Annotated in this window: 24 protein-coding genes; 9 read left to right on the forward strand and 15 right to left on the reverse strand. The window is 58.0% G+C overall.

Annotation, left to right across the window (positions count from 1 at the left end; genetic code table 11):
- Nucleotides 1-116 precede the first annotated feature (116 nt).
- The 8 genes from EYC79_RS08785 to EYC79_RS08820 form a co-directional block, all read right to left on the reverse strand.
- Nucleotides 117-545: a Ros/MucR family transcriptional regulator gene (locus EYC79_RS08785; RefSeq protein ID WP_130977727.1), complete on the reverse strand. Its 429-nt coding sequence runs from the start codon at nucleotides 543-545 to the stop codon at nucleotides 117-119.
- Nucleotides 546-956: 411 nt separating this feature from the next.
- The gene (gene mnhG, locus EYC79_RS08790) at nucleotides 957-1,298 is read right to left on the reverse strand and encodes a monovalent cation/H(+) antiporter subunit G (protein WP_130977728.1); all 342 of its coding nucleotides are present in this window, start codon (nucleotides 1,296-1,298) and stop codon (nucleotides 957-959) included.
- Entirely contained in the window at nucleotides 1,295-1,711 is a 417-nt protein-coding gene (locus EYC79_RS08795; RefSeq protein WP_111847716.1) for a cation:proton antiporter, read from the reverse strand. The genes mnhG and EYC79_RS08795 overlap by 4 nt, the downstream gene beginning before the upstream one ends.
- A complete protein-coding gene (locus tag EYC79_RS08800) occupies nucleotides 1,708-2,187 on the reverse strand; it encodes a Na+/H+ antiporter subunit E (RefSeq protein WP_130977729.1) in 480 nt (159 codons plus the stop codon). The genes EYC79_RS08795 and EYC79_RS08800 overlap by 4 nt, the downstream gene beginning before the upstream one ends.
- Nucleotides 2,184-3,767 carry a Na+/H+ antiporter subunit D gene (locus EYC79_RS08805; protein ID WP_130977730.1) on the reverse strand — a complete coding sequence of 528 codons (1,584 nt, stop codon included), beginning with the start codon at nucleotides 3,765-3,767 and terminating at the stop codon, nucleotides 2,184-2,186. Before EYC79_RS08805 ends, EYC79_RS08800 begins: the two co-directional genes overlap by 4 nt.
- Complete coding sequence (locus tag EYC79_RS08810; protein WP_130977731.1) at nucleotides 3,768-4,145, reverse strand: Na+/H+ antiporter subunit C; 378 nt, start codon at nucleotides 4,143-4,145, stop codon at nucleotides 3,768-3,770. It abuts the gene before it with no gap.
- A complete protein-coding gene (locus EYC79_RS08815) occupies nucleotides 4,145-4,564 on the reverse strand; it encodes a Na(+)/H(+) antiporter subunit B (protein WP_062438122.1) in 420 nt (139 codons plus the stop codon). Before EYC79_RS08815 ends, EYC79_RS08810 begins: the two co-directional genes overlap by 1 nt.
- Complete coding sequence (locus EYC79_RS08820) at nucleotides 4,561-6,945, reverse strand: putative monovalent cation/H+ antiporter subunit A (protein ID WP_130977732.1); 2,385 nt, start codon at nucleotides 6,943-6,945, stop codon at nucleotides 4,561-4,563. Before EYC79_RS08820 ends, EYC79_RS08815 begins: the two co-directional genes overlap by 4 nt.
- Before the next feature lie 176 nt (nucleotides 6,946-7,121).
- Here EYC79_RS08820 and msrB point away from each other — a divergent pair, with 176 nt between their 5' ends.
- The 3 genes from msrB to bioB all read left to right on the forward strand — a co-directional run bounded on the left by msrB (nucleotide 7,122) and on the right by bioB (nucleotide 9,525).
- Complete coding sequence (gene msrB, locus EYC79_RS08825; protein ID WP_062425754.1) at nucleotides 7,122-7,532, forward strand: peptide-methionine (R)-S-oxide reductase MsrB; 411 nt, start codon at nucleotides 7,122-7,124, stop codon at nucleotides 7,530-7,532.
- Nucleotides 7,533-7,961: 429 nt separating this feature from the next.
- Nucleotides 7,962-8,537, forward strand: a complete 576-nt coding sequence (locus EYC79_RS08830) for a biotin transporter BioY (RefSeq protein ID WP_130977733.1) — start codon at nucleotides 7,962-7,964, stop codon at nucleotides 8,535-8,537.
- Nucleotides 8,530-9,525, forward strand: a complete 996-nt coding sequence (gene bioB, locus EYC79_RS08835) for a biotin synthase BioB (protein ID WP_130977734.1) — start codon at nucleotides 8,530-8,532, stop codon at nucleotides 9,523-9,525. The genes EYC79_RS08830 and bioB overlap by 8 nt, the downstream gene beginning before the upstream one ends.
- Nucleotides 9,526-9,569: 44 nt before the next feature.
- Here the strand turns inward: bioB and EYC79_RS08840 are convergent, their stop codons facing one another.
- Complete coding sequence (locus tag EYC79_RS08840; protein WP_130977735.1) at nucleotides 9,570-9,965, reverse strand: rhodanese-like domain-containing protein; 396 nt, start codon at nucleotides 9,963-9,965, stop codon at nucleotides 9,570-9,572.
- Between the two features lie 89 nt (nucleotides 9,966-10,054).
- Between EYC79_RS08840 and ftrA the strand changes: the two genes are divergently transcribed.
- Nucleotides 10,055-11,083, forward strand: coding sequence for a transcriptional regulator FtrA (gene ftrA / locus EYC79_RS08845; RefSeq protein ID WP_245495233.1), 1,029 nt, complete (start codon nucleotides 10,055-10,057; stop codon nucleotides 11,081-11,083).
- Between the two features lie 57 nt (nucleotides 11,084-11,140).
- Here the strand turns inward: ftrA and EYC79_RS08850 are convergent, their stop codons facing one another.
- The 3 genes from EYC79_RS08850 to EYC79_RS08860 form a co-directional block, all read right to left on the reverse strand.
- Nucleotides 11,141-11,641: a GNAT family N-acetyltransferase gene (locus EYC79_RS08850; RefSeq protein WP_130977737.1), complete on the reverse strand. Its 501-nt coding sequence runs from the start codon at nucleotides 11,639-11,641 to the stop codon at nucleotides 11,141-11,143.
- A gap of 97 nt (nucleotides 11,642-11,738) precedes the next feature.
- A complete protein-coding gene (trhA, locus tag EYC79_RS08855; RefSeq protein ID WP_062425759.1) occupies nucleotides 11,739-12,410 on the reverse strand; it encodes a PAQR family membrane homeostasis protein TrhA in 672 nt (223 codons plus the stop codon).
- Nucleotides 12,411-12,526: 116 nt separating this feature from the next.
- On the reverse strand, nucleotides 12,527-12,937 hold the full coding sequence (locus tag EYC79_RS08860) for a universal stress protein (protein WP_062425760.1): 411 nt from the start codon (nucleotides 12,935-12,937) through the stop codon (nucleotides 12,527-12,529).
- A 219-nt stretch (nucleotides 12,938-13,156) separates the two neighbouring features.
- On the opposite strand from EYC79_RS08860, the gene EYC79_RS08865 reads away from it, so the two are divergent.
- Complete coding sequence (locus EYC79_RS08865) at nucleotides 13,157-14,017, forward strand: VOC family protein (protein ID WP_130977738.1); 861 nt, start codon at nucleotides 13,157-13,159, stop codon at nucleotides 14,015-14,017.
- A gap of 151 nt (nucleotides 14,018-14,168) precedes the next feature.
- Nucleotides 14,169-15,338, forward strand: coding sequence for an AI-2E family transporter (locus EYC79_RS08870; protein WP_062425762.1), 1,170 nt, complete (start codon nucleotides 14,169-14,171; stop codon nucleotides 15,336-15,338).
- A gap of 18 nt (nucleotides 15,339-15,356) precedes the next feature.
- Here EYC79_RS08870 and EYC79_RS08875 read toward each other — a convergent pair whose 3' ends face one another.
- From EYC79_RS08875 to EYC79_RS08885, 3 genes are all read right to left on the reverse strand, one after another.
- Entirely contained in the window at nucleotides 15,357-16,094 is a 738-nt protein-coding gene (locus EYC79_RS08875) for a polysaccharide deacetylase family protein (RefSeq protein WP_130977739.1), read from the reverse strand.
- A 57-nt stretch (nucleotides 16,095-16,151) separates the two neighbouring features.
- Nucleotides 16,152-17,072 (reverse strand): dihydrodipicolinate synthase family protein, encoded by a 921-nt coding sequence (locus EYC79_RS08880; RefSeq protein WP_130977740.1) that lies wholly within the window; start codon nucleotides 17,070-17,072, stop codon nucleotides 16,152-16,154.
- A 121-nt stretch (nucleotides 17,073-17,193) separates the two neighbouring features.
- Nucleotides 17,194-18,654: a protein adenylyltransferase SelO gene (locus tag EYC79_RS08885; RefSeq protein ID WP_130977873.1), complete on the reverse strand. Its 1,461-nt coding sequence runs from the start codon at nucleotides 18,652-18,654 to the stop codon at nucleotides 17,194-17,196.
- Between the two features lie 212 nt (nucleotides 18,655-18,866).
- On the opposite strand from EYC79_RS08885, the gene EYC79_RS08890 reads away from it, so the two are divergent.
- The 3 genes from EYC79_RS08890 (at nucleotide 18,867) to EYC79_RS08895 (ending at nucleotide 21,096) form a co-directional block, all read left to right on the forward strand.
- Nucleotides 18,867-20,582, forward strand: a complete 1,716-nt coding sequence (locus EYC79_RS08890; protein WP_130977741.1) for a GH32 C-terminal domain-containing protein — start codon at nucleotides 18,867-18,869, stop codon at nucleotides 20,580-20,582.
- Nucleotides 20,583-20,647: 65 nt separating this feature from the next.
- Nucleotides 20,648-20,818, forward strand: coding sequence for a hypothetical protein (locus EYC79_RS23425; RefSeq protein WP_165456988.1), 171 nt, complete (start codon nucleotides 20,648-20,650; stop codon nucleotides 20,816-20,818).
- 29 nt (nucleotides 20,819-20,847) lie between these two features.
- On the forward strand, nucleotides 20,848-21,096 hold the full coding sequence (locus tag EYC79_RS08895) for a hypothetical protein (RefSeq protein WP_062599547.1): 249 nt from the start codon (nucleotides 20,848-20,850) through the stop codon (nucleotides 21,094-21,096).
- Nucleotides 21,097-21,132 lie beyond the last annotated feature (36 nt).

The following is a 21,132-nucleotide window of genomic DNA, read 5'->3' on the forward strand; positions in this document are numbered from 1 at the left end:
AAACAGCATCATCCTAAAACAGAAAAACCCGCCAAAAAAATCGACGGGTTTGTCAACGGTCTGAGCCGACCCTGAGGTCGGCTTTGTGTTTTCGCCAATGGTGATTGCGAAAATGATCAGCGGCCAGACTTGCGGCGCTGGCCAAGACCCATTTCCTTTGCCAAGCGCGAACGCGCTTCGGCGTAGGCCGGGGCAACCATCGGATAATCCACTGCAAGATCCCACTTTTCGCGGTACTCTTCCGGGGTGATGTTGTGATGCGTCGTCAGATGACGCTTGAGCGACTTGAAAGAACCGCCACATTCCAGGCAGATGATCTGATCATCCTGCACCGACTTGCGAACAGAAACCGCAGGCTTCTGCTTTTCGACGCTGACCGATGCCACTGCCGGGGCAGACGTGCCGTTCAGCGCGTTGTGGACGTCGCAAATCAGGCTTGGAAGTTCCGCAACCGGAACGACGTGGTGGCTAACATATGCGGCAACAATGTCCGCAGTCAGCTCAACGAGCAGATTCTGCGCTCCGCCATATGTAGTTTCCGTCATTTAATGTCTCCTGTTCATGTCACGCGTAGCGACGGGCAAAGCCACATGCGCCAGTAAAGCAAAGTAGGCCAGCGAAACTGCACTTGTGTCTATGACACGAAGCCAGCCCCGAGCCTCATGCAGAAAAGATGGAATATACTGACGCGATTTACGTCATCCGTGACTGTATTTCCGGCAAATCGCCCAGCAAGACTTTCCAGTCCAATGTAGGCAGCGGCGGAACGCCAATAACGAAAAGCAAATCAACATCAGCAACTTTGCGTATCGTGGATAGCACCAAACCAAAAAAAGTCCAGATATTATTTTGGAACAACTCAGGCAAGTTTCACAGAAACTCATATATAAAAAATAACGGGTAACAAAATTTTTCAGTAGAAGAAAAGCATACAAGTTTAGGGCGAAGATGTTTTTCTAGTTGGACTTTCGATCTGCTTCCAGGTCGTCTTTGACAGAGTGAAAAGACAATTTATATCCAGCGAGATGCGCGGATTTAGCAAGCAAATGTGCCGATATTGGAGCAGTCAAAACAACAAAGAGGAAGCCGACGAAAGCGCATCCAAATACCGCAAGCTCTTGGGAATAAAGGCCAACTGCGAGAAGAAGCAGGCCGGAACCGACGGTGCCTGCTTTTGAGGCAGCGTGCATCCGAGTATAGAAATCCGGAAGGCGGTTAAGGCCGATCGCGGCAGTGAGCGAAAACAGGGCACCCCCAATACACAGCACAGTCACAACCAGAGCGATTGTCCAATTCATTTTGTCTTGCCCTTCGCTTTTTTTCTTCGACCTTTGGCTGACCTATTTGCGACTTCACCCGTTACATTTCGTAGTGCCGGAGGCGCTGCAAGAACGTCCGTGCCGTCAAGAATTTGCCTTTTCCTCAGCCCATTTTCAGGTTGGCGCGACAAAATGAAGCGTGCAAAAGCCACTGTCGCCAGAAAACCGACCAGGCAAAGTGCGACCGCGATGTCGACATAAAGGTTGAAGCCGGTGCGAATCGCGATGACTGCAATGAAGCCGATGGCGATTCCCACCAGCATATCGAGAGCGACAACGCGATCCGGCAGTGTCGGGCCGACAGTCACCCTGTAGACGGTGAGCAAGAAGGCGACGCACAGTATCAGGAGAGCCGCAAAAGAAGCGTAGGAAACGAGGAGTTCCGGCGTCATCTCGTGAAGGCCTCCATGATCTTGCGCTCGAACCCGTCGGCAATCGACCGTCTGGTCGCCTCAACATTGCTGCAGTCCAGCGCGTGGACATAGAGCACCTTGCGATCCCCGCTCACATCGACCGACAGCGTGCCGGGCGTTAAGGTAATGAGATTGGCCAGAAGAGCGATTTCGAAATCACTCTGAACGGCGAGCGGATAGGCAAAGATGCCGGGCTTCAATTCCATCCTTGGCTGAACGACCAGCTTCGCGACGGTCCATGCCGACAGTGCCAGTTCCTTGATGAACAGCACGATCAGCCCCAGAAGCGGAATGAGATGGACCCGTCTGCTATCGCTCCTGATCATCTGATGGCGGACAAGGCCGAGCGACAGGCCCGCAATGACAGTGCCAAGAAGCAGATTGGGAAGCGTGTAGCTGCCCGAAATCGCAAGCCAGATGATGACAAAAAGCGCGCCTGTGAGAAAGAGATTCATCGAAGCGCCCCTTCCGGAAAGACCGAGCGGATATAGGCGGATGGATCGCCAAGAGTGCCAGCGGCATCTTCGCTGAGTTTCATTAGGGATTCCGGGAAAAGCCCGACGGCGATGATCAGCGCCGTCAGAACTGCGACGGGCATCATCGACGGCCCTTTCATATCCGCGACGGCGCGTGGCGCGTTAGCCGTTGATGGTCTCCAGAAACAGAGAAGAAACGCCCTTGCTAAGGCGATGGTGGAGATGAAGCCCGCGACGAGAATGGCGGCAGCAAGCCACCATGCACCGATATCGATGGCGGATTTCGTCAGCATGGCTTTTGGCCAAAAACCGGAAAAGGGCGGCAAGCCCGCACCGGCGAAGAAGAGTGCCAGCACCATGGCCGAGAACCAGGGGGCCTTGGCGTAAAGCCCGCCGAGGCCGGACAATGTCCAGGCACCGCCAAGCCGCGCGGTGTGGCCGACAGCGAGGTAGAGCGCGGTCATCAGCACGATCGAGTTCAGCGCATAGAACACCACGCCGCTGAGTGCCGCCTGGGTGCCGATCGCAATACCCGCCATCATGTAGCCGATGCCGGAAATGACGATATAGCCGAGCATGCGGCGCAGATCGTTCTGGGCAAGAGCGCCCATGGCACCGAGGATCATCGTCAAGGCAGCCGAGATGGCAATGACGAAACTCAGCTCCTCCCGCTGGACCGGAAACAGCATGACCATGACGCGCAACAGGGCGTAGATGCCGACCTTCGTCAGCAGGCCGCCAAAGAGTGCGGAGACTACAATTTTCGGCGTGTGGTAGGACGCGGGTAGCCAAAAATTGACCGGAAAGGCAGCCGCCTTCATGGCGAATGCCAGAGTGAACAACGAAGCCAGAGTGATCAGCGGCGCGGTCTCGCCGACTGCCGTGGACTTCATGGCGATGTCGGCCATGTTGAGCGTGCCGAAGATGGCATAGAGATAGCCAACGGCGATCAGGAACAGCGTCGTGCCGATGAGATTGAGGATGGCATATTTGAGCGCACCATCGATCTGTTCGCGCGTGGAGCCAAGCACGATGAGGCCGAAGGAGGAGACGAGCAGCACTTCAAACCAGACATAGAGGTTGAAGATGTCGCCGGTGAGAAAGGCGCCGGTAACGCCCGCCATCAACAGCATCAGAAATGGGTAGAAGCCGTACCGCCTCCCCGATGCATCGACATCGCGCGCCGCGTGAATGGCGCAAACCAGCGCCACGATACCTCCGGTCAACGCGAACAATGCTCCCGTCAGATCCGCGGTAAAGGCGATGCCGAAGGGCGGAAGCCAGCGCCCCATGACCATGGTGAAGGGGCCATTCAAGGCGACACGCCAGGCCAGTGCGGCATCCAGCCCGACGAGGATGCCAAGTCCTGCAATTGCGATCGGTGCGTGGAGGCGGGTTTGGTGGCGGATCATCATCAGCACCGCACCAAGACCGATGCAAAGCGCCACAGGCAGCACGATCAGCCAATCGGCAAAGGTGGTGGGCTGCATGACGAGTGCAGCCGAGAGATCCACACTTGCTGTTGGGCCGGATGCGGTGAGAAGCAATTGCGCGGGCATTCAGTACCCCACCGGCGGAAGCGGTTCGGTTTGCGGTTCGGCTGCGCGCATCTCATCCGTGTCGTCGGTCTTCAACTCCTGGAAGGCCCGCCAGACCAGCACCAGCAGAAAACAGAAGAAGCAGAAGGAGATGACGATCGCCGTTAGGATGAGCGCCTGGGGCAATGGATTGGCCGTATCCGGTGGCAATACGTCAAGGCCAGCGGGAATGATGGGTGGCACCTCGCGATGCAGGCGCCCGGCAGTGAAGAGCAGAAGATTGACGGCGTTGCCGAGGATCGCAATGCCAAGCAGAAGGCGCACACTGTGACGCGACAGCATGAGATAGATCGCAGTCGAGAAGAAGATGCCGACGAGGATAGAGAATATCGCTTCCATCAGTCGCGATCCTTTTCTTCCAGCGCAAGTGCGATGGAGGTGAAGCCGCCGACCACGACGAGATAGACGCCGATATCGAAGGAGATGACGGTCGCGAGCGGCACTTCGACACCGAAGAGGCTTGGATAGATCCAAAGGCCAGTCATGAAGGGAACGTCGACGACGAGGGACATCATACCGGAAAGCGTCGCGATCAGCAGGCCAAAACCGGCAATCGAGAGCGGATGAAAGATGATGGCGCGCCGCACGGTTTCGACGCCGAAGGCAATACCGTAGATCGCCAGCGCCGAGACGGCGATCAATCCGCCGATGAAGCCACCGCCTGGCGCGTTATGGCCGCGCAGCAGAACGAAGATGGAAAACAGCGTCATCAGGCTGGTGATGACGGGCGCTGCGGTTCTGAAGATCAGCGTGTTCATGCCCTGCCCTTCCCGGCGTGTTCATATTCATCATCCGGATTGTTGTCCCGAGGGCGCAATGGCGCTCCCGGACGAATACGGATCAGTGCCAGAACGGCGAGTGCCGTGATCATCACCACTGCGATTTCGCCGAGCGTATCTGTTCCGCGAAAGTCGACGATGATGACGTTCACGACATTGTTTCCATGCGCGATGATCTTGGAATAGGCGTTGAAGAACGCCGTCAGGCTGTTGTCGAAGCTCTGCTCGGTGGATTTCAACAGCATCAGAGCAAAACCCGCGCCGCATGCAATCGCGATCGTTCCATCGAGAAGCTTCTGGCCGAGCCCACGATGATCCGAAGGCGATAGACGCAACCGCGTCATGACGAGCGTCAGGATCACCACCGACAGTGTCTCCACCATGAACTGGGTGAAGGAGAGGTCCGGCGCGCCAAACAACAGAAAGAGAACGGCAACTGCGAAGCCCTGGATGCCGAGCGCGATGATCGCCGTTAATCGGCTCGCCGCCATCAGCACCGCAATGAGGCCAATCACGGCGATGGCGATGAAGGTCAGTTCATGGATTTGCGCATCCTGTGGCCATTTGGGCACCGCGGGCAGTTCGCCATAGACGAAAAGTGGTACCAGCAATGCCACCGCGATCATGGCGCAGGTGGCAGTGATGTAAAATTCCAGTCGGCCGGGTTGAAGCACGCGGGTCAAGACGAAAGAGATGCGGACGAGCGCGGAGATGAAAGCGTCGAACCCCTTGTCCGGTCCAGGGCCGATGGCCCGCAGGGTGCGATCCATCAGAGAGCGTGCCGTACCCAGCATCGTGAAGATCATGATCCCAAGACCGATGGTGAAGAGCGACAGCGCCAGCGGGACACCGACATGCGGCACCAGCGATATGTCCACCATGCGTGGCTGGTCGGCGATCGCCGTTGCCATCGGCGTGGAGACGGCAGAGTGAAACGAACTGGAAAACACCGCCGCGAGAAGTCCTGAAAGGGCCAACACAGCCGGTCCGAGCCACAGAAGCAGCGGCGCCTCGTGTGCCATCTTCGGTGTCCGCGGCGCGATGCCGATAAAGGGTTTGAGGCCAACGGCGAGAGCGATCGCCAACATCAGGGCATTGCCGATGATCGCTACGCCGGTGAAGAGGATGGCCCGCGGATTGGCATGCGCCAAGGCGGAATAGATTTCCTCCTTCGCCAGGAAGCCCAAGAAGGGTGGCAGTCCGGCCATGGAGAGTGCTGCGGCTAGAGCCGCAACGAAGGTGATCGGCATCACTTTTCGCAAGCCGCCGAGTTGGCGCACATCCCGGGTTCCGGTCTCGTGATCGATGATGCCAGCGACCATGAAGAGAGCGCCCTTGAACAATGAATGCGCCACGAGGTAAAGCACCGCCGCTTCGAGCGCATGCTCCGATCCGAAACCGATCAGCATGACCAGAAGGCCAAGCGAGGATACCGTCGTATAGGCGAGCATCAGTTTAAGGTCGGTCTGGCGGATGGCGATCAGCGCACCGATCAGCATTGTCAGCCCACCGAAGAAGGGCAGCAGAATTTGCCAGGCCGCCGTGTCGCCGAGAACAGGATTGAGCCGCATCAGGAGATAGACACCCGCCTTCACCATGGTGGCGGAATGTAGATAGGCCGACACTGGTGTCGGCGCTTCCATGGCGTTGGGGAGCCAGAAGTGAAAGGGAAACTGCGCGGATTTCGTGAAGGCGCCGCCGAGGACCAACAGCAGTGCCGCAAAGTGGAACGGGCTTTGGCGCAGCACATCGCCGCCATGAACCAGCAGCGAAAGCTGGGTCGTGCCGCTCATGTTCCAGATGAAGATGAGGCCTGCCAGAAGCGCCAGACCACCACCACCGGTGACAACGAGCGCCTGAAGTGCTGCCCGGCGTGACGCTTCTCTCTCATGATCGAAGCCGATCAGCAGGAAAGAGGTGATAGACGTCAGTTCCCAATAGACGAACAGCATCATCAGGCTGTCGGAGACGACGACGCCAAGCATCGCTCCCATGAAGAGAAAAAGGAAAGCGAGAAAGCGACCCTGCTGCGGATGCCCAGCCATATAGCCGCCGGCATAGAGCACGATCAGAGTGCCGATGCCGGTGATCAGCAGCGCAAAGGTCAGGGAAAGACCGTCAATGAACCAGGAGAAACTGAGATTGAAGCTCGGCACCCAGACGTAACCACCGGTCACCACCTCGCCTGCCGCGATCTCGGGAAGGAAGCCTAAGAAATGGACAAAGGCAAATGCAGGAATGAGCGCCAGCAGCCAGGCAGCCTTGACGCCAAGTTTTCCAACCAGCGGGGGCGCGAGCAGCGCCGCCAGGAATGGCGAAAAAAGTGCGATGAATGTCAGCGACGTGACACCGAATGCCATCTTGCCTCCCCTTAAGAGCCAAAAGCTGACTCTCTATCAGAACAGACTGAATTATGGGAAAGGTCGAGACCTCTCAACCCTTTGAGCCACGAAAAGGACAGACTACACGCCGATTTGTCCCTCTTTTAATAGCAAAGCAGCATCCCTATATCTTCGGCAACAGAAAGGGGCCTCTGATGAGCGATCTCAAATCTCCGAAAATTACCAAGACCGATGCCGAATGGCGCGAACAACTCACGCCGGAACAGTATCGAATCCTGCGCGAACACGGCACCGAACGCGCCTTCACCGGCCCCTATTGGAATAGCACTGAAAAAGGCCTGTACCGTTGCGCTGCCTGTGACGAAGCGCTGTTCATCTCAGACACCAAATTCGATGCCGGTTGCGGCTGGCCGAGCTATTTCGAACCCGTCAAGCCGGATGCGGTCACCGAGCATCGCGATATCAGCCATGGCATGGTGCGCACGGAAATCCGCTGCGCCAATTGCGGCGGTCACCTGGGCCACGTCTTCCCTGACGGCCCACCACCGACCGGCCTGCGCTATTGCATCAACGGCCATTCCATGGTGTTCGAACCACAAGCGTAAGAATGATTGTGAGGGCCGGCGTGCGATCGCCCGCCTTTTACTTTGAAGCTGGAATGTCCAGCCTTCAGGCACACAGGAGTCCCCTCAATAGGGCATACTCCTGTCGCCGATGCTCCTCCGGGGCGCACCGTCTCTTTAACCAAAACAATTTGGACGACGTCTCCCAACGAAAGTTGCAGAGCTCTCACGCTCAATCCGCGAGACGTATTCGCCTCGGCATCCTGTTCTTCCCGTATTCAAGCACTCCCAGCTCCATTTGCCACGCTCCTGGATCGGACCTCCTGTCTCCATTCAAGTGCACGCGGCTCTTTGGTCAAACAAATTTTATAGATAATTTTGCATTTTCAGCCATTTTTTAGCGTCTTGACTCTTTCGAGACTCTCACTAAGCTAAATTCTATCAATGAATTATCTATAATTTGAGAGTGCCATGATCAGAACTGACATTTCTGCCTTCCTTCCCGTAACACGCAGCTTGTCTCGCCAGGCTCTTATGATCGTCGCTGGCGTGGCGTTGATGACGCTCGCAGCGAAGACGCAGGTTCCCTTCTGGCCGGTGCCGATGACGCTTCATACGTTGGCGGTGATGGGCTTTGCCGTCGCACTTGGGCCGCGTATGGCCTGCGCGATCTTCATCGCCTATCTGGCAACCGGTGCTGCAGGACTGCCGGTTTTCTCAGGGTCCCCCGAACGCGGTATCGGTCTCGCCTACATGATCGGGCCGACCGGCGGATATCTTGCCGGCTTCCTCGTGGCATCCTGGCTGACGGGATGGCTTGCCCAGAACGGGACATTATTGCGGCGTGTGTTTGCCATGCTGGCGGGACTTGTCGTGGTCTATGCTTGCGGCCTGGCATGGCTGGTGGCCTTCGTTCCTGCCGCAAAGGTGCTGTCCGTCGGCGTTGCGCCCTTTATCCTGGGCGACCTCGTCAAGATCGGCGTTGTCGCGGCTGCTTCGACGCTTCTCCCCAAGGTCAAGGAATTGGAGAAAGCTGCGAATGACTGAGGATGCGAAACAGGACGGCGTCATCCGGCATGACTGGAGCGTCGACGAGATTGCCTCGCTCTATCGGCTTCCGCTTCTGGAACTTGTGGGCCGCGCCAATGCGGTTCACCGGCAGTATCACGACCCGAACCGGGTGCAGAAGGCGAGCCTCCTGTCGATCAAGACGGGTGGCTGTCCGGAAAATTGCGCCTACTGCCCGCAATCGGCCCATCATCGCGAGGTGGATCTGACCCGCGATCTGCTGATGGAGCCTCAAAAGGTGCTGGCGATGGCAGCAACGGCCAAAGCTGCGGGTGCGGAGCGTTTCTGTATGGGGGCTGCCTGGCGGCAGGTGCGTGACGGCAAGGAGTTCGATGCGGTCATCGAAATGGTGGAAGGCGTGCGCCGCCTCGACATGGAAGCCTGCGTCACGCTCGGCATGCTGAAACCGCACCAAGCCGAGCGCCTGGCCAACGCGGGCTTGACCGCCTATAACCACAATCTCGATACCAGCCCGGAATTTTATAGCCGCATCATCACCACCCGAACCTATCAGGATCGCCTGGAGACGCTTTCCACCGTTCGCGCCACAGGCGTCGAACTATGCAGCGGCGGGATTATCGGCATGGGCGAAAGCATTCGCGATCGCGCCGCCATGCTGCAGGTTCTGGCGGGCTTCGCACCTCACCCGGAAAGTGTGCCTATCAACGCGCTGGTCCCCGTCGAAGGCACGCCACTTGCCAAGCGAGAACGCATCGATCCGCTGGAACTGGTGCGCATGGTGGCAACCGCACGCCTTGTCATGCCGCAATCCACCGTGCGCCTGTCGGCCGGTCGCTCCAGCCTGACCCGAGAGGCACAAATCCTCTGCCTCATGGCGGGCGCCAACTCGATCTTCTATGGCGATACGCTGCTGACGACGCCGAATGCCGGCATTGGTGAGGATGCCGAATTGCTCGCCGCTATCGGGCCGGTCAATGATGATGCGGAACAAGCATCCGCCGCTTAGCCAAAGCATTTGAGACGGGCAGCCCTTCTTGCTGCCCGTCTTCTTCAGGCGGTCATGAAGGCAAAACCTTCATCTGCCCAGCCGGTCATGCCACCGATCATGATCTTCACCTTGCGCCCAAGCCGGGCGAGGTTCAGGGCCGCCCGATCCGCGCCATTGCAATGCGGGCCGGCACAGTAGACGACGAAGAACGTGTCCTCCGGCCATGCCCGCATGCGTTCTGCCGTCATATCCACATGGCGAAGATGGATGGCGCCCGGCAGGTGCCGCTTTGCAAATACCGCCGGCGAACCGACGACATGCAGAAGCACGAAATCCTGTTCACCCTTCTCCATGGACGCAAAAACATCCCAGCAATCGGTCTCGACCGAAAGCCGCTGCGAGAAATGGTCGATAACGATCTCAGCGGGAGCCGCCGGTATTTCAGTGACATAGCTCAAGGTTCGTCTCCTTCTTATCAAGTGTCCGCAGTTTAGATCGTGCTTTTCCTCCTTGGCAGATGGCAGGATTGCCATATATCGTAAAGATCATGACAAACCATCCAACCCCCAGAAGCACTCCGAACCGGCTCGTCGTGGCGCTTGCCTATGACGGGCTTTGCACCTTCGAATTCGGCGTTGCCGTCGAAGTCTTCGGTCTTGCTCGCCCAGAAATGGGAGACGACTGGTATCGCTTTGCGGTTGCCGCGGTGGATGACGGAGAGATGCGCGCAACAGGTGGGGTACGCTTTACGGCCGATGGCGGCTTGGAGCTTGTCGAACAGGCGGGCACCATCATTGTGCCTGGCTGGCGCGGGATGGATGCGCCCGTTCCGGACGCACTTTGCGCGGCGTTGCAGAGGGCTCATGCGAATGGCGCACGGCTGCTTTCCATCTGTTCCGGCGTCTTCGTTCTGGCAGCAAGCGGGTTGCTCGACGGCAAGCGTGCGACCACCCATTGGCGTTACACCGAGGCCCTGAAGGAGCGTTATCCGGACATCACGGTTCTGCCGGATGTGCTCTATGTCGATGAAGGCACAGTGCTAACCTCCGCCGGAAGTGCGGCAGGCATCGATCTCTGCCTGCATCTGATCCGTCGCGACTTTGGCACGAAGGCTGCCAATATGGTGGCACGTCGCCTGGTGGTGCCGCCTCATCGTGATGGCGGACAGGCGCAGTTCATCGATAAGGCCGTGCCTGAGCTTCATGAAAAGGCAAGGCTTGGGCCACTGCTCGATACGATGAAGGCCGATCTCAGCAAGAGTTTTACGGTTGCCCAACTCGCCGACATGGCAGGCATGAGTGCGCGGACTCTGCTGCGCCGCTTCGAGGCGGCAACAGGCACCACGCCAGCAAAGTGGCTTTTGCTGCAGAGGCTTTCAAAGGCCAAGGATCTGCTGGAAACATCGGCACTAACGATCGAGGCAATTGCCGAGATCTGCGGGCTTGGCTCTACCGCCAATCTGCGCCACCACTTCCGCCAACAGTTTTCCACCACGCCTGCCGCCTATCGCGGCAGGTTCAGCTCTACAGCAACGGCCCGAAAATCGGACTCGATTTTCGGAAAGCACGATACGTAGATTCAAAAAGGGAAGCGTCGTTGGTGCGTCCGTCAGGACGCACGGCGCTGTAGCCGCTTATGAGGGGACCCTGAGTTCCATCGTGGTGAGGTCCAGCCATCTGCCGAATTTCTTGCCGACTTCTGAATATTGACCTGCAATGCGGAAGCCGAGCTTTTCGTGAAGACGAATGGAAGCGACGTTTTCGGACTCGATGGCCCCGATCAGCACATGCACGCCGGCGGCCTTCGCGTGTTCGATCAGCGACAGCATCAGCAGCCTGCCAATACCGTGGCCGCGCGCGTCCTTATGCACATAGACCGAATGTTCGCGCGTGTGGCGGTAACCGTCAAATGCGCGCCAGTCGCCAAACGAGGCGTAGCCTAAGACAGCGCCGTCCTTGAGCGCCACGATTACTGGAAAACCGCGCTCCTTGCGCAGCTTGAACCATTCCTTGCGGTTATCGAGATCCACCAGGATTTCATTCCAGATGGCGGTCGTGTTCTCCACGGCATCATTGTAAATTTCCATGATGCCGGCTAGGTCTTCGACGGTGGCGTCGCGCAGTTGAATGCTCATTCTCGATATCCGCTTCGTATCAATGTCTACCCCGACCATAGGGATCAAGGCAGAGCGTGTGAAGCGATTTTCGGAAGGCTTTAAGCGAATGGCAGGATCAGGAGCCGATCACCGGCGTGAGGCTGAAGCTCGTCATCACCGCGGAGTAATGGACTGCAGCGGCCACCACCACGAAGCCATGCCAGATGGCGTTCTGGAACCGCAGGCGTTCCCAAACGTGGAAGATCACGCCCATGGAGTAGATCATGCCGCCGATGACGATCAGCCACATGGTGATCGGTGCCAGATGGTTCGACAGAGGCTCCGCCACCATCACCCCGCTCCATCCCATCCCGAGATAAAGCAGGATTGCCAGCCGGTCATATCGTCCGGGATAGAAGCATTTGAGGAAAATACCGCCGAGAGCCGCCATCCAGATCCCGGCGAGCGTCAGCGCAATCATAGGATCTTCGATGCCGCGCTGGAGAAAAGGCGTGTAAGTGGCGGCAATCAAGATGAAAATTGCCGAATGATCGAGCCTGCGAAGCAGCCACTTCGCCCGCGAATGCGGCCAGATGTTGTAGGTGAAGGAAATCGAGAGACAGAGAATAAGCCCAAGCGCGTAGATCCATGCCGCTGCAATTGCGCTGAGGCTGCCCCAAAGGGTCACGTAGAAAATGAGCGCGGTTGCCCCCACAAGGGCAAATGCAATGCCGACGCCATGCACGATGCCATCGGCTACAATTTCATGAAGGTCATACCGGCGGCCAAAAGGCCAAAGCTCGCTCATTTCGTTTTCCCGTCTGTCGTCGCCACATCATGACGCCATTATGAGACGGGAACAAGACGACGGGCGGCGTCAGACTTCACTTTCCGTTCCTGCCTGTTGCAAAACCGGAGACGGGTTTAACGGTCCACCAGTACCGAGCATTTGGCGTGACGTACCACGCGATCTGCCGTGGAGCCGATGAAATAGTTGGTGAAATCCGGCGTGTGCGAGGAGATGATGATGAGATCCACACCGATCTCTTCCGCGAACGCCAGAATTTCACGGGCTGGAGCACCGCTTCGAATTTCCGTCAAAGAAATATGCGGCGACTTCGCCTTCAAAACAGCGAGCTGGCTCTTGGCGTCCTTCACCGCATTTTCGATGATGTCCATCGGCACATCGATTGCCAGATAGCCCGGCAGATCTTCCACCACATTCATCAGCACGATCTGGCCGCCTTGATCGAGAAGCGCCTCGGCCTTTTTCACCGCGCGCTCTGCCTTGTTGGCGTTGCTGAGATCGACAGGTACCAGGATTTTTCCGTACATGGCATGCTCCCTTGGTTTGGAAGCAATTCTGATGCTTCCTGCCTGTAATCATAATCTCTCCAGGAAAATTTCGCCATAACGGACGTCAAGTCCGAACGCGTTGCTGTCAACGATTATTAGACAGTTTATCGCCGAATGGTGAGCTTCTCGGAACGATCGACTGTCTCCATATTGAGGTCAACAACTTCGCGGCCCAGCGAACGAAATGGAGATGTTCCAATGGACACTGAAAAGCAGTTTGCCTTCACCCGCCCCGGCTATGTGGGACAGGCGCATCTGGTGGTGAAAGATCTCGGTCAGGTCTCCCGCTTCTATCAGGACATCATCGGCCTTTCGGTTATCGACAATAGTGCCAGCGGTGAGGTTCTTGGCGTCAATGGTTTGCCGCTCTTGACGCTGACAACGTCCAGCGATGCCGCGAAAGCGCCGGCTACCGCAGCCGGCCTTTTCCATACCGCCTTCCTCCTGCCAAGCCGTAATGCCTTGGCGGACTGGCTCGCGCATGTGGCGCATAACAATATTCGGCTTGAGGGTGCGTCGGATCACCTCGTCAGCGAGGCGATCTATCTGTCCGATCCGGAAGGAAACGGCATCGAGGTCTATCGCGACCGGCAACCGGATGAGTGGAACTACCAGCCCGACGGAACGGTGGAGATGGCAACGAAGAGGCTTGATCTCCAGGCACTCTATGGGAGCGCCGGCAAAACCCCATTCCGGCAGGCCGCCGACGGCACGGCAATCGGCCATATTCATCTTCAGGTCGGCGCACTGCCGCAAGCGGATGCGTTCTATCAGGATGTTCTCGGGTTGAAGATCATGGCACATTATCCCGGTGCCAGTTTCTTCGGCTACGGTGCCTATCACCACCATGTGGCAGCCAATATCTGGAACAGCAGGGGCGCCGAAACGCGCAAAGAGAATATGACAGGACTGTCGGGCTACTCTTTGAAATTCAACGAGAAAGAAACCCTCGACACGGCACTTGCCGCACTGGACCGACTGGAAATTCCGACCGAGCGTCAGAGCGACGGGATTGCCGTAAAAGATCCTTGGGGCATCGGTTTGAAGCTGTCTGCCTAACGCGTGGCCACCGGAAGCGAAGTGGAAAGATCGCGACACGCTTTGACGGCTTGAAAAGGGCGCAAATCACGTTCCCTTTCCTTATTTTAGCGGTTCTGGAACTGCGACCCGCACGGAGAGTTATAGCTCTCCATGAGGGGTCGGGAAAAAGATGAACAACCACGTTTTCAGCCGGAAGAAAAAGAAGAAAGCCGAAGCGCTTCCCATCGAGCAAAATCGCGACCCGGTTCTCAAAAGCGCGCTCGCCACGGCGCAGGACGATGCCCGCAGCCAGCAACCGCTCGGGCGTGAAGCGCTCGATGTGGCCGTCGCATGGTCGGTCGTCGGCCTCTTCGTCATCGTTCTGATGAGCGTGATCCACGCGCTTTCTCTCGTCCTCATCCCCATCGTCATGGCGATCGTCGTCGGGATGATCCTCGGTGTTGCAGCGGAAAAGCTCGGCTCCTACGGCATCCCAGGTTTCGCCGTCGCCCTCATTCTGTCATCGGCGGTGGCGCTCGTTCTGTTTCTCGTCATCAACTCGTTAGTAGAGCCTCTATCGGCGCTCGCGAATGAAGGTCCGGCGCTGCTTGAACGGACGCTTGATCGCTTCCTGCCCTATCTGCAGGGCTGGCGATGGGTGAACATTTCCTCAGCTACATTCAACCTCGGCAACATTTCGATGGAATCGCTGATCTCGCGCAGCGGTGAAATCATATCGGTGGTGGGTGCCAACCTGACGCCCGCTATCGTGCAGGGCCTGATGTTCTTCGCGGCGTTGCTGCTTTTTCTCTACAGCCGTCTGCGACTGCGTAAAGCGGTCATCATGGCCTTTCCGCAGCGCCATCAGCGGCTTAGAACCATCCGCACCATTGCCTCCATCGAAAACGTTCTGGGCTCCTACTTCGCCACCGCATCGCTGCTCTATGCAGCTCTTGGCGTTTCCATGGTGGTGATCGCGTTCCTCGGTGGTCTGGCCATGCCGTTTCTCTGGGGGCTCTTCGCGTTTCTCTCCAGCTTCGTCCCGTTTATCGGCATCACGGCGATGACGCTGGCGCTGGCGATTGCGGGCATCATCACGCATGACAACCTGTTTCTCGCGCTGCTTCCCTCCATCGTCTTCTTCACCATCCACTTGCTGATGGAAAACCTGGTCTTCCCGGCGGTCGTCGGCAAGAACATGGAGATCAACCCATTCCTCGTCTTCGTTGCCATCATCTTCTGGACATGGATGTGGGGCGCAGCGGGCGCGATGCTCGCACTGCCGCTGTCGCTCATCGGCATGACGATTGCGCGCGAACTCTTCCCCTCGCGTCGGGTCGTACCAAACCTGCCAGACTGATCAGTCGGGCCTACTTGGTCAGTTGGAAGGTGGATTGAAGGCGGGATCGTCCAGCCGCACGAAGGTCACGCCGCGCGCCTTCAATGCCAGTAGACCTTTCACCACACCCTCGCCTGCCTCATGGGTCGGCTGGTTGATGTGCGAGATCACCACATCGCCATCCTTCGCCGAGGCAATATGCTTTGCCGTCATCGCGCTTCCCAGAAGCGACCCGCCGTCGCCATTGATGGAGTAGCCGGCCACGCGCTCGCCGAGTTGGTTGATCGTGGTCATGGAGGTGTTGGTATACTTTGCCGTGGCGCCGCGAAACCATTGCGGCTGCCGGCCGGTCGCAGCAAGAATGGCCTGCCTGCCACCCTCGACCTCCTGAACGACGGCCTGCTCGGAACCGGCCGCTGCAATGCCATAGATCGACACCGGCTTGTCCACCGCCGGGATATGATTTTCGCCGTGGTTTTCCAGTTCGAAAAGATCCGGGTGGGCCATCAGGATCGCGAGAGCATCGCTATTGTGTTTCAGCCAGCGGGCCGTAACGAAGATGGTCGCCGGAATCTTTTCCTGCACGAGCGTGTTGAGAATACGAAAATCGGTCTTGCCCATGCATGCATCCAGCGTGATGGCGACGCGCACCAGCGCACCCTTTGCCTGCGCCTTCGAAACAGGCATTCTGAGGCTCGGCTCCAGAAGCCCCGTTCCGGCAAAGGCTGGCATGGCGAGGGTCGCAAACAGAGCGGCAAGGGCAATAGGCTTCAACATATCAGACGGGCTTTCGATCAAATTTCACTTGGCAATGCGGCTCTCAAAACGCCGGAATTATGGCGTTGCTGCCGGCAGCGCGTCCAGTTCGGCGAGCTTCGCCAGCGCTTCCTCGACACGCTGCGTGTCGCTGACACCGAGCGGCATGATGGGCAGCGGCGGCTGGCGGTGGGTGAGCGAGAGGAGATTTGCAGCCGTGTAGATCACGCGGTAGCTGCCAAAGGTCTTGAAGAGCGCCCAGAGTGGTTCAAAGAACGTCTGCAAGCGCTGCACCTCCGCCTTGTTCCCCGCCTTGGCAGCGGTGAAGAGACGCTGCGCCGGAACGGGCAGAAGCCCGGCAATCACGCTGTACCAGCTATCCGCCCCCTGTAGCAACGCGTCGGCGCAGCCCCAGTCTCCGCTATAGCCAATGGCAAAACCCTCTCCGAGGCGTGGACGTATTCGTTCCAGTTCCGCCTTGAACTGCATGTCCGAAGGCAGCGGCATTTTCACCGAAAGGATATGGGGAATATAGGCAAGCCGCACCAGCAGCTCTTCACCAAAGGTGAAATGTGTAGTGGACGGATTGTTGTATATGCAGAGCGGCAGCGCCGTGGAGCCAGCGACCGCGGCGAAGTGATGATACGCCTCTTCCTGAGTTAAAGGCGTGTAGGAGACAGGTGCCAGCAAAAGCGCATCGGCACCTGCCTTTTCGGCATCCTGCGCCAGTGCAAAAGCCTCATCCGTGCGCAGCGCCCCTGCCCCGACGATGAGTGTGCGTTTGCCTTTCAGGCATTCGACGGCTGCCTGAACGGCGCGTAGGCGCTCTTCGCGGCTGAGATAAGCATAGCTGCCGGTACTGCCGAGAAGTCCGACGGAATCGACGCCTGCCGCATCCAGCCTTTCGATCAGGCGAGACAGCGCTTCCACATCGACGCGACCATCCTCATCTGCTGGCGTCAGCGGAAATGCCGAAAGGCCATGAAACCTGCTGCTCATACGACGTCACCCCGAAATCCCTCTTCGAGAAGGATTACGGGGCAAATGACGGAACGACAATAACGATATGAAATCATTGAGATATGGTTGCAGATAAGCAACTACTATCCCATTCGCTTTCTCAGGTTCCGCAAAAGGTTCTGAAGACCCTCTCATGGTTCATCGGCGCTTGCATGTAGACAGAGAATTCCGGCAGTTCTTCGAAAGGACGGGCGGTCGCCTTTATCATCTCGTGGAACGGCGCAAAATCATTATCCTCAACAGCCGCGGCAATCACTTCCTCGATCCTGTGGTTGCGCGGAATGATGGCCGGGTTGACGGCGCGCATGGCGTCTGCACGCTCCTCGCCTGAACGGCTCTCCTGGGCGGCGCGCTTCTTCCAGCGCTCCAACCATTCGTCCGCAGCGGTGAGGTCGATGAACATGCCGCGGAACGGCTCGGCGTTGCCGCTTGCCGCATCACAGAGCCTGCGGAAGGTCAGGGTGTAGTCCACCTCTGAGCGCTTCATCAGCGCCAGGAGATCCTGGACCAACTGCTCGTCACCCTCTGCCTCAGTCTGAAGCCCGAGTTTGGTGCGCATGCCGGAAAGCCAGCGTTTCGGAAACGCCTTGGCGAAATCCGCCAGGACGCCATTGGCCATATCGACGGCCTTGTCCTGATCCTCATCCAGAAGCGGGATCAGGCATTCGGCAAGCCTTGCAATGTTCCATTGGGCGATGCCGGGCTGGTTGTTGTAGGCGTAACGGCCCTGGGCATCGATTGAGGAAAACACTTTGTTTGGATGGTACTCATCCATGAAGGCGCAGGGGCCAAAGTCGATGGTTTCACCGGATACGGCCATATTGTCGGTGTTCATCACCCCATGGATGAAGCCCACCATCAGCCAGCGGCAGATCAGGTCGCATTGCCTCTCGGCAATGGCCTGCAGCATGGCGAGATAGGGCGTTTCCGATTGTCGGGCCTCTGGATAGTGCCGATCGATGACGTGGTCGGATAGCGCCTTCAACGCTTCGGTATCTTCGCGCGCGGCAAAAAACTGGAAGGTGCCGACGCGGATGTGGCTTGCTGCAACGCGGGTGAAGACGCCGCCTGGCAGACCAATTTCGCGCTGAACGCGTTCGCCTGTCGTCACTGCTGCCAGAGCACGGGTCGCGGGAATGCCGAGCGCGAACATTGCCTCGGAAACGATATATTCGCGAAGAACCGGTCCTAGCGCCGCACGGCCATCTCCCCTGCGGGAGAAGCGCGTCGGGCCAGAACCTTTCAATTGAATGTCCCGCCGCCTGCCTTTGGTGTCGATCACCTCGCCTAACAAAATGGCGCGGCCGTCCCCGAGCTGGGGCACGAAATTACCGAACTGATGTCCGGCATAAGCCATTGCCAAAGGTTCGGCCCCCTGGGGTACGGCGTTGCCAGAGAAGATCGCCGCCAGCCGCTCGTCGTCCATGCCCTCTACGTCAAGACCAAGCTCTTCCGCCAAGGGCCGATTGAAGGCGATGAGCTGCGGCGCCTTGACCGGAGTAGGAAGAACGGCAGCGGTAAAGCGCTCCGGCAGGCGGGCATAGGAATTATCGAAACGGATCACGGGCTTGCTCCCTTTTGCCCCTATATTGGGTCTGAAGCCCGGCTTTGCCAGTGTTCAAGATAATACCAATATCCGAACAGGTCAGCCAGCGGCACCTATGGATTGGTCTTCACCACGCGGGAATACTGCCCGGCCGTTTTTGAGGATGAACTTTAACCTGCCATTTTCATTCCTATTCTGAGCTTGGTTTGCAAAGAAAGGATAGTGGAATGAATGACATCGCTGCGCCAACCGAGAGCGAAAGCGCGATCCGTACCATTCACACCGATCTTCCCGTCAATGCCACATTCCATGTCTGGCTCAAGGCGAAGAAGCCGGATGTTGCAGGTGCTGTCTCGTTTTCAAACGCCAATGGCAAGTTCGGCGAAGTCTCCACCTCCAATCTGGAAGAGTACAGTTTTCGCATCTATCAGGTGTTTGGCGGCGGGCGCGTCGATATCGCCTATGACACGATGACGACCGCCGTCTCGGTGATCTACTGGTTCACCGCCTCCGATGTGCTGGAGACCGGCATTACCGTCGTCCACACCAAGCCGGACAATGCCCCACCGGATCTGCCGGACAGCTATCACTTCCGCCCACCCTTCGGCTGGATGAATGACCCAAACGGGTTTGGACGGTTCGAGGGACACCCGCATCTTTTCTACCAGCATTACTCGCATGGGCTTCGCTGGAACACGATGCATTGGGGCCATGCGATCTCGTCGGATTATCTGCGCTGGCGACACCTGCCCATCTTCCTCTTCCCGTCCGAAGATCTGACGACGCGGCCGGACAAGCGCGGCGGTGCCTATTCCGGATCTACCATCCCGCTTGTGGAAGGAACCGGTATTCGCGTCTTCTTCACCGAACAGGTGCAGGACCGTGTGCCCGAGCAACAGATCCAGCTCACCGCCACCTCCCCCGATCTGATCATGGCGGGCCAGGCGGAGGTCATTCTCGGCCACCGGCCCGATGGGCAAGGGCTGACGCCGGACTTTCGCGACCCTTATGTGGTGCGCGGCCCCGATGGCCTCTGGAAGATGCTGCTCGGCAGCCAGAGCGACAGCGGCGGCGTCATCCTGCTTTATGAAACGCAGGACCCAACAGCCGCTTCCGGCTGGACCTATGTGGGCAAGCTCTGGGTGGAGACCCGCTACAAGACCACAGCGATTGAGTGCCCCTGCCTGCTTCCGCTCGATGGACCGGCCAATGCCCGCTCCACACGCTGGGTCCTGACCTATGGCCTGATGCATTCGGAAGATCCCGCCACGGGACGGAAGAACCTGACCATGGCCGATGTCGGCTGGTTTGATGGCAAGAAGTTTGTCAAGGAATTTGGCCAGGAGCTCGATTTCGGCACCGACAATTATGCCTTCCAGGCGTTTCTCGATGGCGATAGCATCGTCGGCATTGGCTGGTTGGCGAATTGGGCGGATGCAACACCCGAGATAGACTTCCCGACCTCCATGACCCTCCCGCGGCGGCTGCATTTTTCCAACGGCGCACTTCTCACACCGCCGATCGGGGCGGCGGAAAGCCTGCGGCATCGCATTCTGGACCGCACGAGACTGGCGGCTGGCGACCGGGTCGATCTCTCCACGGGTGCGGTGGAGTTGCTGTTCGAACTCAACAAGCCTGGCCTGCCCTTCGATCTGGAATTCGACCATCCAGATGTGAGGCTCGGTGTCGTCTGTGACGAAACCGGTCTCTGGATTCGCCACGAGGACGGTCGCGACGGTGCATCGCCGCGTTATGTCTCCGAAGGGGCACGCCCCTATCGCCTGCGCATCTTTGTCGATTACGGATCGATCGAGGTGTTTGCCGACCGGGGACGCTACGTCGGCACCAAGCGCATCGCCAGCTTCAAGCCGGTGCGCGCAGCCCACCTGAAAACTCTTGAGGGGGCCGTTGCGCATGCGACAATCTGGAGTCTCAAACAGTAAATATAGGAACCTTTGCTGCTTTGGCGCCTTTCCTGAATGACGAGATTTTCAAGAAGGGCGATCAGATGACACAGATTAGAGAAACAGATCCGGTCCATTTTCCCACGCAGGCGAATGAGAACAAAGGCGAAAAACGCAAGGCGGGCAAAGGCATTGTGCTGGTGATCGCAGGCATCGGCATCCTGGCATTCGTCATCTACATGGCGGCGATCCTGATCGCCTCAACCCAGTCCTAAATCGAACCGGCGTATTGAGAGGAAAACCCATGGACCCGCGCGAACCACTTCTGGAAAGTGAAGACGCACTCGATCAAGCAGTTTCAGACCTGGATGTAGAAGAACTCCCGGCGAAGGGCGAAATCCCGCAGGAGCTGGAGCACGAAATCGAGGAAGACGAACTCGAAACGGAAGACGACCCTTACCAGGAGAGTGACGAGGCCCTTCCGGACGATGAGGAGGAGCGCGTTATCGACCGCAACCCATCCCGCGAAGGCGGCGCTTTCGACGAGGTCTGACGGATAGCCGTTGTAGCTAACATCGTGCCTGAGCGA

Source organism: Agrobacterium cavarae (assembly GCF_004310285.1).
GTDB classification, from domain to species: Bacteria; Pseudomonadota; Alphaproteobacteria; order Rhizobiales; family Rhizobiaceae; genus Agrobacterium; species Agrobacterium cavarae.